This is a genomic window from Alistipes sp. Marseille-P5061 (assembly GCF_900290115.1).
Lineage (GTDB): Bacteria > Bacteroidota > Bacteroidia > Bacteroidales > Rikenellaceae > Alistipes > Alistipes excrementigallinarum.
The window spans coordinates 693,508-707,602 of the sequence record NZ_LT985748.1 but is presented as its reverse complement, the minus strand read 5'-3'; the positions used below and the strand labels follow the sequence as shown (position 1 = coordinate 707,602).

Below are 14,095 nucleotides of genomic sequence, written 5' to 3'. Positions count from 1 at the left end.
TTTGTAAAATTTGTAACGGATGAATTACCGCAAGATATCCCAGGGGCTTTCGTGGGCGCTGCACCCCTTTCTGCTGCCGCTCTACGTCATGGCGCTGCTGCTGACGATGACCACCTTTGCGCGCTATCCCCTCGATGTGAAACTCTACCTGTTGTGGGTCGTCGTGCTCTACGCACTGGTGATTCCGCTGCTGGTGCTCGCCCTGCTGCGCTCGCTGGGGCGCCTGTCGGACTGGCGGGTCGACCGCCGCGAGGAGCGTACGCTGCCGCTGGTGGCAGGCCTCTGCTGTTACCTGCTCTGCGCCTACACGCTTTCGCGCATTCCCGCGGCCGACTTCCTGCGCAAGTTCATGCTGGCGGCCGCCTGCTGCGAGGGGATGTGCCTCGTCGTCTCGCACTACTGGAAAATCAGCCTCCACCTGACGGGCATGGGTGCCGTCGTGGCATTGCTGGTGCTGATGAACGTCGCCGGCGTGGGCAACATGATGGTGCCGCTCTCGGTGGCTATCCTCTGCGCCGGGGCCCTCGCCTCGGCCCGCCTCTACCTGGGCAGCCACAACGGCTGGCAGGTGTTGGCCGGATTTGCCGGCGGCTTCTGCATCGCAACCCTCGCCGTGCTCTTCCTCTGAGCCGGCGCCGAGCGGTTTGCATCAAACGAGCGGAGCTCTTCCCGCATGGGGAGGAGCTCCGCTTGTCTCGTTCTGTCCGGCCGCAGCCGCCCGCTCTACTTGGAGAAGGCGAAGCCGATGTAGACGTTCTCGTAGTTTTCGAGCAGCTTGGTGACCGACGAGAGGGCCTGAATCTTCTGCCCGAGGCTCTCAATCAGCTCGACGAGCTTCGTGGCGGGGAAGACCAGCTGCAGCTCCGTGCCGCTCAGATAGGCGCGGCCCGGGATGGTCCCCAGCGGAATCTTGCCCGTCGAGACCTGCAGCGCCAGTTCGTGCGTCGAGGCGTCGAAGGTGTAGCTGCCCGCCAGTTCGTGCGAGCCCAGCTGGGCCGTGAAGGTTCCGTCGCTGGCGAAGTCGAACGAGCAGGCCCCCTCGCGGATGCCTACCAGCTCGTAGCCCTTCACAAGCTGCTTGGTGACGGTCGATTCGATGGCTGCGCCGCCCAGCTGGCTGGTGAGGTTCTCGCCCTCGAACTTGATGCCCGGACCGGTGTAGCGCCACGCCCCGACGATGGCCACCTCGGTCAGCTTGCCGCCTGTCGCCTCGTCGGCAGCCGAAGTCACCACCTTCTTGAGGGCATCTTTCCAGTCCTGTGCCTGCACCTGGGCGCCCCAAAGCAGGAGCCCCAGCGTGAGGAGCAGTGTCATGTGTTTCATCATTCTGTCGTTTTTCATCTTTTTTCTCTTGTTCGGGGCAAGCCGGCAGCGGCTGTCCCGGTTATTGCCTCCGGGCCCGCTCAGAGTTCCTCCAGCTCGCGGAGCCACAGCGCCGCCGAGGCGTCGGAGGGCATGCGCCAGTCGCCGCGCGGCGAGAGCGAGACGGAACCCACCTTCGGGCCGTCGGGCATCGCCGAGCGCTTGAACTGCTGCGCGAAGAAGCGGCGGAAGAAGACCCGGAGCCACTTGACAATCGTCTCGCGGTCGTAGCTTCCGGCGAAGGCCTGCTCAGCCAGGAAGGCGATTTTCGCCGGCCGGAACCCCGCCCGCACGAAGTTGTAGAGGAAGAAGTCGTGCAGCTCGTAGGGGCCCACCAGGTCCTCGGTCTTCTGGGCGATGTTGCCCTCGCGGTCGGCGGGCAGCAGCTCGGGGCTCACCGGCGTGTCGATGATGTCGAGCAGCGTGGCGCGCGTCGCCCCGTCGCGCTCGGTGTCGGCGGCCCAGCGGACCAGATGGCGCACCAGCGTTTTGGGCACCGAGGCGTTGACGCCGTACATCGACATCTGGTCGCCGTTGTAGGTGGCCCAGCCGAGCGCCAGCTCCGAGAGGTCGCCCGTGCCGATGACCAGTCCCCCCTCCATGTTGGCCACATCCATCAGAATCTGGGTCCGTTCGCGTGCCTGGGCGTTCTCGTATGCGGCCGAGCGGTCGCTCTCCGGAAGCCCTATGTCGCGGAAGTGCTGCAGGCAGGCGTCGCGGATGGGTATCTCGCGCACCGTCACGCCCAGCCCCTCCATGAGCTTCAGCGCATTGCGGTAGGTGCGGTCCGTGGTACCGAAGCCCGGCATCGTGATGCCCAGGATGCCCCGGCGGTCGAGCCCCAGCTTGTCGAACGTGCGGACGGTGACCAGCAGCGCCAGCGTCGAGTCCAGACCGCCCGAGATGCCCACTACCGCGCAGCGGCAGCCCGTGTGGGCCAGCCGGCGCGCCAGGCCGTGCGACTGAATCTGGAAAATCTCCTCGCACCGTTCGCTGCGGTGCGCCTCGTCGGCCGGAACGAAGGGCATGGGGTCCACCCTCCGGTCGAGTGCCGAGGCCTTCAGCGCGTCGGGCAGCTCCATCTCAATCACGGTGCTCTCGCCCGCCTCCTCGCGCATCCGGAACGAGGTGTTCCGCCGCCGCTCGAACTCCAGCCGCTCGATGTCGACGTCGGCCACCGTCAGCTGCTCGTCGAGCGAGAAGCGGGCGGCCTGGGCCAGCATCGTGCCGTTCTCGGCGATGAGTCCGTTGCCGGCGAAGACCAGGTCGGTCGACGACTCGCCGAATCCGGCCGAGCAGTAGACGTAGGCCGTATGGGTGCGGGCCGACTGCTGAGCGACCAGCTCCCGCAGATAGGCGTGCTTGCCCACCCCCTCGGGCGAGGCCGAGAGGTTGAAGATGAGCTTTGCACCGTTGAGTGCCAGCCGCGACGAGGGGGGCGATGCCACCCAGAGGTCCTCGCAGATTTCGATGCCGAACTCGGCGCCGTTCACCGCAAAGGTGAGCTCCGTGCCGAAGTCGGCCTCCTGACCCGCCGCCGTGATGCGCTCCTCCTCGATGCCGGCCCCCGAGGCGAACCAGCGCGCCTCGTAGAATTCGGCATAGTTGGGGATGTAGCTCTTGGGCACCACGCCGAGCAGGCGCCCCTGGGCCACAACCGCCGCGCAGTTGTAGAGCCGGTCTTCGTGCCGCAGCGGAAGACCGACGATGAGTGCGAGCGGCAACTTGCGCGTCTGGCGCATAATCTCGCCCAGCGCCTCGTCCGCCGCATCGAGCAGCGCGGGCTGCAGGAAGAGGTCGGCGCAGGTGTAGCCCGTGACGGCCAGTTCGGGGAAGGCGACCAGTTCGACGCCCCGCCGTGCAGCCTGCTGCGCCAGCGCCACGATGCGCTCGGCATTGCGCGCGCAGTCGGCCACCGCAACCTGCGGCACCGCCGCCGCAACCTTTACAAATCCGTAGTTGTCCATCGTTTTCAGAGTTGGGCGCCGTGCGCTATTCGGCCCACAGGTGGGCCAGGTTGATGACCACCTGCATGGCCTTGTGCATCGTGGTGAGCGAGCAGTACTCGAACTTGCCGTGGAAGTTCATGCCTCCCGTGAAGAGGTTGGGGCAGGGCAGCCCCATGAACGAGAGCCGCGCGCCGTCCGTGCCGCCGCGGATGGGCCGCACAATCGGCTTCACGTCGGCCTCGCGCATCGCCTCGAGCGCCTTGTCGATGAGTTGCGGATGGGGCTCGACCATCTTGCGCATGTTGAAGTACTGGTCCTTGAGCGTGAGCGTCAGCACCTCCTGCCCGTACTTCTTCTTGAGCAGGTCGACGCACGCCCACATGTAGACCTTCTTCTGTTCGAAGAGGTCGGCGTCGTGGTCGCGGATGATGTAGCTCACCGAGGCGTGCTCCACCGTGCCGTTCACCCCGACGCAGTGGTAGAAGCCCTCGTACCCGTCGGTATACTGCGGGCGCTGTTCGGCGGGCAGCAGCGTCTGCAGTTCGCACGCCACGTCGAGCGCGTTAATCATCTTCCCCTTGGCATAGCCCGGGTGGACGTTGCGCCCCTGGATTTCTATTTTGGCGCTCGCGGCGTTGAAGTTCTCATACTCGAGCTCGCCCTCCATGCCGCCGTCGACCGTATAGGCGAAGTCGGCGCCGAAGGCCTCCACGTCGAAGAAGTCCACGCCGCGTCCCACCTCCTCGTCGGGGGTGAAGCCGATGCGGATTTTGCCGTGCCGGAGCTCGGGGTGGGCGAGCAGGTACTCGGCCGCGCTCATGATTTCGGCCACACCCGCCTTGTCGTCGGCCCCCAGCAGCGTCGTGCCGTCGGTGTGGATGAGCGTGTGGCCCTTGAAGAAGCTCAGCTCGGGGAAGTCCTTGACGGTCATCGTCAGGTGGCCGTTGAGGAAGATGTCGCCGCCGTCGTACTCATCGATGATGCGGGGCTTGATGTCCCGGCCGCTCATGTCGGGCGAGGTGTCCACGTGGGCGATGAAGCCGATGACGGGGGCGTTCTCGCACCCGGGCGTGGCCGGAATGGTGCCCATCACGTAGCCGTAGCGGTCCATCGTGACGTCGGTCATGCCGAGCGTCCGCATCTCGTCGGCCAGCGCCGCAAGCAGCACCTTCTGCTTTTCGGTCGAGGGGAAGGTATTGCTCTGCTCCGACGACTGCGTGTCGTAGGAGACATACTTCAGAAATCGGTCCTTGAGTTCCATATCTTTTTCGGTCGTTTTTTTAGGGGTTTCTTGAAATCTGTCGGAAAGCTGTTTCTATGTCGCTACTCCTCCTTGCGGGCGCGGAGCGTGTGCCACGAGAAGTAGCCAATCAGCACGAGGTACATCACCAGTCCGGTCCACTCGGCGGCGTTCGACGAGGCCCAGCCCGAGAGGAACCAGTCTACCTCGCAGAACTTCAGAATGGCGCTCACCACGCCCATCAGCGCACCGCCGGCGATGAAGCCCGAGGCGATGAGCGTACCGCGGTCCATGCGCGCCTTGTTGAGTGCCTGGTCCTTCGAGCGTGTCGAGACGTACCAGGAGACCAGACCGCCGACCACCAGCGGGGCGTTGAGCTCCATGGGGATGAACATACCCAGGGCGAAGGCCAGGGCCGGCACGCCGATGGCCGTCAGCACGAGCGCCAGCGCCGCGCCGCAGAAGTAGAGCATCCAGGGGGTCTGTCCGCCGGTCATCAGCGGCTGGATGACGGCCGCCATGGCGTTGGCCTGCGGAGCAACGAGCGCCCCCTCGCCGACGAAGCCGTAGGACTTGTTGAGGACAATCATCACGCCGGCAACCGTTGCGGCCGAGACGAACGTGCCCAGGAACTTCCAGGTCTCCTGCTTGCGGGGCGTCGTGCCCAGCCAGTAGCCGATTTTGAGGTCGGTGATGAAGCCGCCGGCCATCGAGAGGGCCGTGCAGACCACGCCGCCGATAATCAGCGCGGCGGTCATGCCCGTCGTGCCGTTCAGACCCACCGCCACGAGCACCAGCGACGAGAGAATCAGCGTCATGAGCGTCATGCCCGAGACGGGGTTCGACCCCACGATGGCGATGGCGTTGGCCGCTACGGTGGTGAAGAGGAACGAGATGACGAAGACGATGAGAATCGCCGTGACGGACTGTACCCAGCCGTCGAGCAGCCCGAAGTGGAAGAAGACGAAGACGCAGACGAGCGTGGCGATGAGCAGCGAGAGGATGCGCTTCATCGTGATGTCGCGCTGCGTGCGCTCGGTGGTGTCGGCCCCCTTCTTGCTGCCGCCCAGCTCCGAGACGGCCAGACCGACGGCCTGGCGGATGATGCGCGACTGGCGGACGATGCCGATGATGCCCGCCATGGCGATACCGCCGATGCCGATGGGCTTGCCGATGTAGGTGTAGAGGTTCTCGGCCGTGAAGAGCTGCTGCGGGTCATCCAGCAGCCCCTGGTTCGTCACGCCCAGCAGCGCGGCCAGCGCGGCGGGGTCGAGCGCTTCGGTGAGCGAGCCGACGAGCGGCACGATGAGGAACCATACGAGGCACGAGCCGGCCGTGATGATGAGCGCATACTTGAGTCCGATGATGTAGCCCAGACCCAGCACGGCGGCCGAGGTGTTCAGTCCGAAGACCACCTTGAACTTGTCGGCGAGCGTCTCGCCCCAAGCGCAGATGCGCGTCGAGACGGCGTCGGTCCAGAGTCCGAAGGTGCCGACCACGAAGTCGTAGAGACCGCCGACCAGACCCGCCACGGCGAGCAGCTTGGCCTGGTTGCCCCCCTTCTCGCCCGAGATGAGCACCTCGGTGGTTGCCGTGGCCTCGGGGAAGGGGTATTTGCCGTGCATCTCCTTGACGAAGTACTTGCGGAAGGGAATCATGAGCAGGATGCCCAGCATGCCGCCGAAGAGCGACGAGAGGAAAACCTGCCAGAAGGCGGCGTCGAGCCCCAGGATGTAGAGCGCCGGGAGGGTGAAGATGGCTCCGGCGACAACGACGCCCGACGAGGCGCCGATGGACTGGATGATGACGTTCTGGCCCAGCATGTTCTTCTTGCCCAGCACGGTGCCCATGCCCACGGCGATGATGGCAATCGGGATGGCGGCCTCGAAGACCTGGCCCACGCGCAGCCCCAGATAGGCAGCGGCGGCCGAGAAGATGATGGCCATGGCGACGCCCATGAGCACCGAGTAGGGGGTGACCTCAATCGGGGCGGGCGAGGCCGGCATGACGGGAGTGTACTCCTCGCCGGGTTTGAGTTCGCGGTAGGCGTTCTCGGGAAGCGATGTTTTGGGTGTTTCCTGGTTCATGTCAAGGTATGCTTTGAAACATTGGTTCGATGGGGTGTTCGGCGGGGTGTCGTGCGGCAGCTTGCGAGCCGTTCGTAAGGGCTTGGCCGACGGTCGGACCTGTTGCCGCGTCCGGGGCCTCGCGTTGGGCCTGCTGCCGGTTGTCGCCTCGGGGCGGCGTCGTGGTCGGGGCGCCGTCGGCCGGAGGGGCGCCTGCTGATGTTGGTCGGAGGGGGCCTGCCGCGACTGGCAGAATGCCCGCTTCGAAGTCCGGGAGGCGGGGACCGCTACCGGTTGTCGCCGCTGCCCGAGATGAGGTGGCGCTGCATGCGCGAGCGGAGCTTCTCGACGTTCATGCGGGCAACCTCGTCGAGGTCGTAGCCCAAATCGCGCGAGAGGGTGGCGCAGTACCACAGCACGTCGCCAATCTCCTTGACGATTTCGAGCCGCTTCTCGTCGGTGAACTCCTCGTGACCGTCGCGGATGACCTTCTTCACCTTGTCGGCCACTTCGCCCGCCTCGCCCGTCAGGCCGAGCGTCGGGTAGATGATTTTGCGGTTCTCGGGATATATCGCCGTCTCGAGGGCGTGCTGCTGGTATTCGTTGAGTGTCATAATCGGGTGGAAATTTTGGTAAGTCTGTGCAAAAATAGCAAAATATTTGGTAAACGTGCGGCCAAGGCCCCGTTTCTCGGCGGCTCCCGGGCCTTTTCTCCGGCAACGGGCTCCTGCGGCAGCGTGCGGCCCCGGGCGGTGGGGTGTGGCGGTCGGGACGGGTGTAGCGGCGGGGGGCCGGCAGCCTCCGGAGCGGTTACAGCCCGCCGAGAAACTCCGTGATGGCCTGCACAAGTCCCGGGGCGAGGGGCAGCGTCGGGTCGCCATAGGCCGTGCGCATCTGTCCTTCGAGCGTCGTCTCGTCGCACGCCTTGAGCGTGTGCGCCATCTTCGGGATGACGCGGAGCGGGGCGTCACGGCGCACCGCGGCGAGCTCCTCTGCATGGAATGCGGGAACCTGCAGGTCGTTGTCGCCGGCTGCAATCAGCACCGGGACCTTGACCTTAAGGAGCTCCTGCTGCGGGTCGTAGCGCATCTGCGAGATGATGAAGGGCTGCACGTCCGTGTTGAAAAGCGCCTGGAACTGGGGGTGGTAGGCCATGTCGACCCGCTCTCCCCGCTTGAGTGCCCCGATTATCTGCATCGCTTCGAAGTAGAGCTCCATGTGCGCCGGAACGAGTTGCCCGGCCAGTTGCAGGCGGAGCACCTTGTCGAGCGGGTAGCCGGTGCCGCAGAGTGAGACGACGCCCGCAACGGCCGGCGAACGCTGTGCGGCGACCAGTGCGATGAGCGCCCCTTCGCTGTGACCTGCGAGCACCACGCGTTGGAAGCCCTCCTTCGAGAGAAGGTCGGCCAGCGCCACGGCATCGTCGATGTACTGGTCGAAGGTGAGCTCCCGCAGCCGCGTCGGGTCGTCGAGCTGGCTCGAACCGATGGCCCGCTTGTCGTAGCGCAGCACGGCGTAGCCCGCTGCCGTCAGCTCCTCGGCCAGCAGGCGGTAGGAGTCGCAGCGGATGCCCAGCCGGTTGTTGCCGTCGCGGTCCGTGGGGCCCGAGCCGGCAATCAGCAGCAGGGCGGTCTGCGCGCCCCCGGCAGGGACGGTCAGCGTGCCGTGGAGTTTGCCGAAGTCGCGTTCGCACGCCACCTGACGCGATTCGTATGCGGCGCCGTATGCCGTGTCGTGCGTTGCGGTTTCCGGCGCTGCGCCGCTTGTCTGTGCTGCGCTCCGGAGCGTCGGTACGGCCGTCAGCAGGATGCAGAGCGAGAGTAGCAGTCGTTTCATATTTCCTTGTCTTTCAGAGTTTGTCGATGATGTGTTCCAACCCGATGCCGTGCGAGGCCTTGACCAGTACGAGGGCATTCCCGACCGGGTGGCGCTCCAGTTCGGCGGCCAGCTCCGTGCGCGAGGGGTAGAATTCGGCGCGCCGTGCCACCTCGCTTCCGGCGCAGGCCCGGGCGAACTCGCCGCCGACGAGCATCAGCCGCGCCGCAGGGTCGCCGGCGGCCAGCGCGGCGATGGCGCGGTGCTCCTCCTCGGACCAGGCCCCCAGTTCGAGCATGTCGCCCAGAATGAAGATGCGCTGCGTGCGCCCGTCGAGCGGCTCGCCGAGGAAGTTCTCCACCGAGGCGTGCATGCTCGAGGGGTTGGCATTGTAGCAGTCGACGATGAGCGTGTTGCGCCCCGTTACGACCCGCTGCGAACGGTTGTTGTCGGGACGGTAGCCGGCAATCGCCGCGCGAATCCGCTCCTCGGGAACCCCGAAATAGCGTCCCACAGCCGCTGCAGCGGCGATGTTGGCCCGGTTGTAGGCCCCCTCCAGATGGCTCTCAATCCCGTCGGCGCCGTCGAGCGGGCAGCGGACGCTCTTCAGAGCGGGCCGTTCGGCGGCCATCTCGCCGAGCGTCGGGTCGGCTTCGGGCACGAAGGCCGTACCGCCGTGGGCGGCGAGGTAGTCGTAGAGCTCGCCCTTGCCGCGGCGCACCCCCTCGGGACCGCCGAAGCCGTCGAGGTGGGCCCGGCCGATGTTGGTGATGAGCCCGTAGTCGGGCTCGGCAATCGAGGCCAGCAGGGCGATTTCGCCGCAGGCGCTTGCCCCCATCTCCACCACGCCGAACTGCGTCGAGGCATCCATCGCCAGCAGCGTCAGCGGCACGCCGATGTGGTTGTTCAGATTGCCCTGCGTGGCGCGGAGCACGAAGCGCTCGGAGAGCACGCGGGCGACGAGCTCCTTGGTCGTCGTCTTGCCGTTGCTGCCTGTGATGGCCAGGATTGGAATGGCCAGTGCGCGGCGGTGTTCGCGGGCCAGCGCCTGGAGCGTCGCGAGCACGTCGTCGACGAGGATGCACCCCTCGCCGGCTGCCGACGGGTCGTCGACAACGGCCCGCACGGCCCCCTTTTCGAGGGCCTCGGCGGCAAAGCGGTTGCCGTCGAACGAAGTGCCCTTCAGGGCGAAGAAGAGCGAGTCGGGCAGTATCCGCCGCGAGTCGGTCGAGATGTGCGGATGCTGCCGGTAGATGGCGTAGAGTTCCTGAATGTTCATGTGCTGTCTCTGTTCGAATCGGTTCTGGGGGGTCGGGGCCGGGCGTGTCGCGCCGGACTTCTGTCCCCGATTGTGCAAAAGACCCGCACCGGCGCAGCGGTACGGGTCCCGTTGGGGTCGGCGGCGGTCAGATGTGCCGGTCGCCGTTGTGGAACTTCACCTCGTCGATGAACTTGCGGATGTTCTGCTCCTCGGCGCGCGGACAAATCATCAGCACGTCCTCCGTGTCGACGACGATGTACTCCTTCAGTCCGCTGATGACGGCAATCTTCTCCTTGGGCAGCGAGACGATGCAGCTGCGCGTGTCGTAGAGGTAGCACCCTTCATCCGGCGCGGCGTTGGCGTAGCGGTCCTTGCGCGAGTGCTGGTAGATCGAGCCCCAGGTCCCCACGTCGCTCCAGCCGAAGTCGCCGCGGTGGACATATACGTTGTCGGCCTTCTCCATCACGCCGTAGTCGATTGAGACGGCGCGGCACTCCGAAAAGACAATCTCCAGGGCCGTGCGCTCGGCGTCGGTCCCCAGTGCCGGCATGGCGCCGTTGAACAGGGCGTGCAGCTCGGGCAGATAGCGGCGGAAGGCCTCGATGATGGTGCTCACCTTCCAGACGAAGATGCCCGAGTTCCAGAGAAACTCGCCGCACTGGAGGAAGGTCTGCGCCAGCTCCAGACCGGGCTTCTCGGTGAAGCTCTTCACCTTGCTGATGGCCTGCTCGTCCGAGACCTGGATGTATCCGTAGCCCGTTTCGGGGCGGGTGGGGGTGATGCCGATGGTCAGCAGCGCGTCGTGCTCCGAGGCGAACGAGGCGCAGTCCGTGACGATGCGTCGGAACTCCTCCTCGTTGAGAATCAGATGGTCCGACGGGGTGACAATCATCTCGGCCTCGGGGTCGCGCTTGAGCAGCGTATAGGCCGCATAGGCGATGCAGGGGGCCGTGTTGCGGCCGATGGGCTCGCAGAGCACCTGCCGCTCGTCGAGCTCGGGCAGATGCTGCAGCACCAGCTCCTTGTAGCGGCGGTTGGTCACCACCAGAAAATTCCCGGCGGGAATCATCGGCGCGAAGCGCTCGTAGGTCTGGCGAATGAACGATTTCCCGGTGCCGAGTATGTCGAGAAACTGTTTGGGCATGGCCTGACGGCTCTTGGGCCAGAAGCGCGTACCGATGCCGCCCGCCATGATTACACAATATTTCTTGCTCTCCATAAGTTATATTATAGCGTGTTCAGCAAGACAAAGATAAAAATATTTTGTAACTTTGCCGCCCATGCAGTATAAATTATTTCTTCGCGATGAAGATTAAACTCTTTACGGTTCCCAACCTGCTGACGCTCTCCAACCTGCTCTGCGGAGCGTTCGCATCGTTGGCGGCGCTGGTCTACGGCAGCCTCGAATGGGCCTTCTGGCTCATTGTCCTGGCCGCCGTCTTCGACTTCTTCGACGGCTTCGTGGCGCGGCTGCTCAAGTGCCCCTCGGCAATCGGCGTCGAGCTCGATTCGCTGGCCGACATGGTCTCCTTCGGATTCGCCCCCTCGGCCGTGGTCTACGCGATGACCGTCGGCGGGATGGCGGAGGGAACCCCCGTGTGGATTCGCCTTGTGGCAACCTTCGTATGCTTCGTCATGGCGGCCTTCTCGGCGCTGCGGCTGGCCAAGTTCAACATCGACGAGACGCAGCACACCGAATTCTGCGGACTGCCCACCCCGGCCAACGCCCTCTTCTTCTCCTCGCTGGGATTCATCGGCGTGCGTACGGGGCTCGATTTCGGCGGCTGGCCGCTGCTCATCGTCGTGGTGGCGATGTCGTGGCTGCTCGTCTCGCCCGTGAGGATGTTCGCCCTCAAGTTCCGGGGCTTCGGCTGGCGCGGCAACCAAATCCGCTACCTCTTCCTGCTGCTCTGCGTGGCGGTGATTGCCTCGCTGAGAATCTATGCCATTCCGGTCATCATCCTGCTCTACATCCTCATCTCGGCCATCCGCTGGGGGATGCAGGCCAACCGCGGCGGGCAGCAGCCGGCGGAGGCGCAGGCGGCCGAAGAGCGCACGGATGAGGAGGCGCGGAGCGCCTCGGACGATGCTCCGAAAGCGGAGTAACCATCCATCCGGCAGCGCGCGGAACCCTCTGCCTGTGAGCGGTTCACGCCGAGCGGCGGAATGCCGGATTTGAATATTTAAAAAATTTTTAATTACCTTTGCGGCGCAAAACCGCTCCTGAACGTATGAATCGGTGGTCGAACAAAATCTTCTGGGCGCTTCTGACCGGGCTGCTCCTTGTCGTGTGGCCCCAAGGCGGTTCCGCTCAGGGATTGGACGCTCGGGCGCTCATGCGTGCGCAGCAGAACGGGCAGTCGGGGGCGCTCTACGGCGGCAACCCCTACGAGAACATGAATGGCGAGGAGGGCGAAGGCCAGCAGCAACAGGATACCACCAAGAAGGAGCGCAAAATCCGCAAGCCGCTCGAGAGCTACTTCTTCGACGACTCGACGCGGGCGCGTCCGAACTTCATGTGGCACATCAGCCGCGACTACAACCGCGTGCAGCTGCATGATATCGACACCACGCTTGCGGACTACCGCATCGACTACCCCTTCTACCGTCACGGGGTGGGAGACATGGCGCAGGGAGGTCTGGGCCAGACGTCGCAGCCGCTCAACTACTTCGACCGGCCGCAGGAGTTCAACTTCACCTTTGCGACGCCCTACTACGCCTACCTCTACGACATGGAGAACGTGCCGTTCTACAATACGAAGAAGCCGATGATTCGCCTCTCGTACCTCGAATCGGGTCAGAAGAAGTACCGCGAGGAGAACTTCGACATCATGCATGCGGCACAGATATCGCCGTCGACGGGCTTCAACGTCGACTACAAGGCGCGCGGAACGCGGGGCAAGTACATCTGGTCGTCGACCAAGAACCACAACTTAGCCCTGGCGTTCAACCATACGGGCAAACGCTACTCGGTGCATGCCGGTTACATCAACAACCACATCGAGCAGCAGGAGAACGGCGGCGTGGTGGGCAAATGGGCCATTGCCGACACCACGTTCGAGATGCCGTCGGGCGTTCCGATGAAGCTGGCGGATGCCGAGGCGAAAAACCTCTACCGCAACAACGCCTTCTTCATCACGCAGTCGTACGGCATCCCGCTCCAGCGGGTCACCGAGGAGGACTACTCGATAGCCGGACTTTCGGCCGTCTACATCGGGCACTCCTTCGAGTACAACTCGTGGAGCAAGGTCTATACCGACATCCGGGCACCCTATACCGACGAACGCGGTTCGCGGAACCCGGATACCGGGGAGTGGATTCCGACCGAGGGTTACTACTACGACAACTGGTACCTCAATCCCACCGAGTCGCGCGACTCGACCTACGAGCGCGTGATATCGAACCGCCTCTTCGTGCAGGCGCAGCCGTGGGACCGCAACGGCGTGGTGGGAACCATCGACGGAGGTGTGGGACTCGACCTGCACACCTATGCGCAGTTTGACCCGGAGGATTTCCTCTCGGGCAAGTACTCTACGGTTAAGAAGACCAGTTTTTTCGCCTACGGCTCGGTGGGCGGCAAAATCAAACGGTATGTCGACTGGGATGCGAACGTGAAGTTCTACCCGTCGGGATACAGAGGCGGAGACCTGACGCTGGGGGCCCACCTGGCGTTGATGGGGACGCTCCGCGGCCATCCCCTGATTCTCGAGGGACGCTTCTCGATGGAGCGGCGTTCGCCCAGCTACTGGGAGGAGAATCTGTGCTCGAACCACTACATGTGGTCCGCTCCTTTGGACAAGGAGACTGAAACTCGATTCGAGGTGAAATTCTCGCTGCCCGACTATGCCTTCGAGGTGGAGGCGTGGCAGGGTGTCGTGACCGACAAAATCTACTACGGGAACGACCGCCTGGTGGCGCAGCATTCGGGGAGTGTAAGCCTCACGAGTGTGTACGCTCGCAAGGATTTCCGCTTAGGCGGACTTCATCTGGACAACAGGGTATTGTTGCAGTGGAGTACGAATCAAGAAGTTGTACCCGTTCCGCTTCTCAGCGCCTACCTCTCGTACTACTACGAGTTCTGGGCCGTGCGCAACGTATTGCGCCTGCAGTTCGGACTGGACGGGCATTACCATACGCGGTACTATGCCCCCGGCTACAATCCGGCTCTGTCGGTGTTCTACAACCAGCGGGAGACCGAGGTGGGGAACTATCCCTACGTCGACCTTTTCCTGATGGCCAAGTGGAAGAGAATGAGGATTTTCCTCAAATACCAGCATCTGAACAAGGGGCTGTTCGGCAATGGCGAGTACTTCTCGCTGGCCGACTACCCGCTCAATCCGGGCATGTTCAAAATCGGTATCTCGTGGGGGTTCTATGATTAGCGTACTGTTCTGCACGGTGT

General features: G+C 64.3%; 11 protein-coding genes. 3 read left to right on the top strand and 8 right to left on the bottom strand.

Going from position 1 to position 14,095, the window contains the following annotated elements; translation table 11 throughout:
• Positions 1–19: 19 nt before the first annotated feature.
• Positions 20–628, top strand: coding sequence for a hypothetical protein (locus C8267_RS02780; protein ID WP_087360984.1), 609 nt, complete (start codon positions 20–22; stop codon positions 626–628).
• 95 nt (positions 629–723) lie between these two features.
• Here the strand turns inward: C8267_RS02780 and C8267_RS02775 are convergent, their stop codons facing one another.
• The 8 genes from C8267_RS02775 to C8267_RS02740 all read right to left on the bottom strand — a co-directional run bounded on the left by C8267_RS02775 (position 724) and on the right by C8267_RS02740 (position 10,912).
• Positions 724–1,341 carry a DUF4923 family protein gene (locus C8267_RS02775; RefSeq protein WP_234025663.1) on the bottom strand — a complete coding sequence of 206 codons (618 nt, stop codon included), beginning with the start codon at positions 1,339–1,341 and terminating at the stop codon, positions 724–726.
• A gap of 62 nt (positions 1,342–1,403) precedes the next feature.
• Positions 1,404–3,329: an NAD(+) synthase gene (locus C8267_RS02770; RefSeq protein ID WP_106633546.1), complete on the bottom strand. Its 1,926-nt coding sequence runs from the start codon at positions 3,327–3,329 to the stop codon at positions 1,404–1,406.
• Positions 3,330–3,354: 25 nt separating this feature from the next.
• Complete coding sequence (gene pepT, locus C8267_RS02765; RefSeq protein ID WP_106633545.1) at positions 3,355–4,572, bottom strand: peptidase T; 1,218 nt, start codon at positions 4,570–4,572, stop codon at positions 3,355–3,357.
• A gap of 62 nt (positions 4,573–4,634) precedes the next feature.
• Positions 4,635–6,638, bottom strand: a complete 2,004-nt coding sequence (locus C8267_RS02760) for an OPT family oligopeptide transporter (protein ID WP_106633544.1) — start codon at positions 6,636–6,638, stop codon at positions 4,635–4,637.
• Positions 6,639–6,904: 266 nt separating this feature from the next.
• Positions 6,905–7,231, bottom strand: a complete 327-nt coding sequence (locus C8267_RS02755; RefSeq protein WP_087360976.1) for a nucleoside triphosphate pyrophosphohydrolase family protein — start codon at positions 7,229–7,231, stop codon at positions 6,905–6,907.
• Between the two features lie 196 nt (positions 7,232–7,427).
• Positions 7,428–8,453, bottom strand: a complete 1,026-nt coding sequence (locus C8267_RS02750) for an alpha/beta hydrolase (RefSeq protein WP_106633543.1) — start codon at positions 8,451–8,453, stop codon at positions 7,428–7,430.
• Positions 8,454–8,466: 13 nt separating this feature from the next.
• Entirely contained in the window at positions 8,467–9,705 is a 1,239-nt protein-coding gene (locus C8267_RS02745; RefSeq protein WP_106633742.1) for a UDP-N-acetylmuramoyl-tripeptide--D-alanyl-D-alanine ligase, read from the bottom strand.
• Between the two features lie 133 nt (positions 9,706–9,838).
• The gene (locus C8267_RS02740; protein ID WP_199792063.1) at positions 9,839–10,912 is read right to left on the bottom strand and encodes a mannose-1-phosphate guanylyltransferase; all 1,074 of its coding nucleotides are present in this window, start codon (positions 10,910–10,912) and stop codon (positions 9,839–9,841) included.
• Positions 10,913–10,998: 86 nt separating this feature from the next.
• On the opposite strand from C8267_RS02740, the gene pssA reads away from it, so the two are divergent.
• On the top strand, positions 10,999–11,799 hold the full coding sequence (gene pssA / locus C8267_RS02735; protein WP_106633542.1) for a CDP-diacylglycerol--serine O-phosphatidyltransferase: 801 nt from the start codon (positions 10,999–11,001) through the stop codon (positions 11,797–11,799).
• Positions 11,800–11,924: 125 nt separating this feature from the next.
• On the top strand, positions 11,925–14,075 hold the full coding sequence (locus C8267_RS02730) for a putative porin (protein ID WP_106633541.1): 2,151 nt from the start codon (positions 11,925–11,927) through the stop codon (positions 14,073–14,075).
• Positions 14,076–14,095 lie beyond the last annotated feature (20 nt).

Excerpts from the sequence above, each read along its gene's own strand:
- C8267_RS02775 (WP_234025663.1), bottom strand. The coding sequence starts at position 1,341 with ATGAAAAACGACAGAATGATGAAACACATGACACTGCTCCTCACGCTG.
- pepT (WP_106633545.1), bottom strand. The coding sequence starts at position 4,572 with ATGGAACTCAAGGACCGATTTCTGAAGTATGTCTCCTACGACACGCAG.
- pssA (WP_106633542.1), top strand. The coding sequence starts at position 10,999 with ATGAAGATTAAACTCTTTACGGTTCCCAACCTGCTGACGCTCTCCAAC.
- C8267_RS02750 (WP_106633543.1), bottom strand. The coding sequence starts at position 8,453 with ATGAAACGACTGCTACTCTCGCTCTGCATCCTGCTGACGGCCGTACCG.
- C8267_RS02740 (WP_199792063.1), bottom strand. The coding sequence starts at position 10,912 with ATGGAGAGCAAGAAATATTGTGTAATCATGGCGGGCGGCATCGGTACG.
- C8267_RS02730 (WP_106633541.1), top strand. The coding sequence starts at position 11,925 with ATGAATCGGTGGTCGAACAAAATCTTCTGGGCGCTTCTGACCGGGCTG.
- C8267_RS02755 (WP_087360976.1), bottom strand. The coding sequence starts at position 7,231 with ATGACACTCAACGAATACCAGCAGCACGCCCTCGAGACGGCGATATAT.
- C8267_RS02770 (WP_106633546.1), bottom strand. The coding sequence starts at position 3,329 with ATGGACAACTACGGATTTGTAAAGGTTGCGGCGGCGGTGCCGCAGGTT.
- C8267_RS02780 (WP_087360984.1), top strand. The coding sequence starts at position 20 with ATGAATTACCGCAAGATATCCCAGGGGCTTTCGTGGGCGCTGCACCCC.
- C8267_RS02760 (WP_106633544.1), bottom strand. The coding sequence starts at position 6,638 with ATGAACCAGGAAACACCCAAAACATCGCTTCCCGAGAACGCCTACCGC.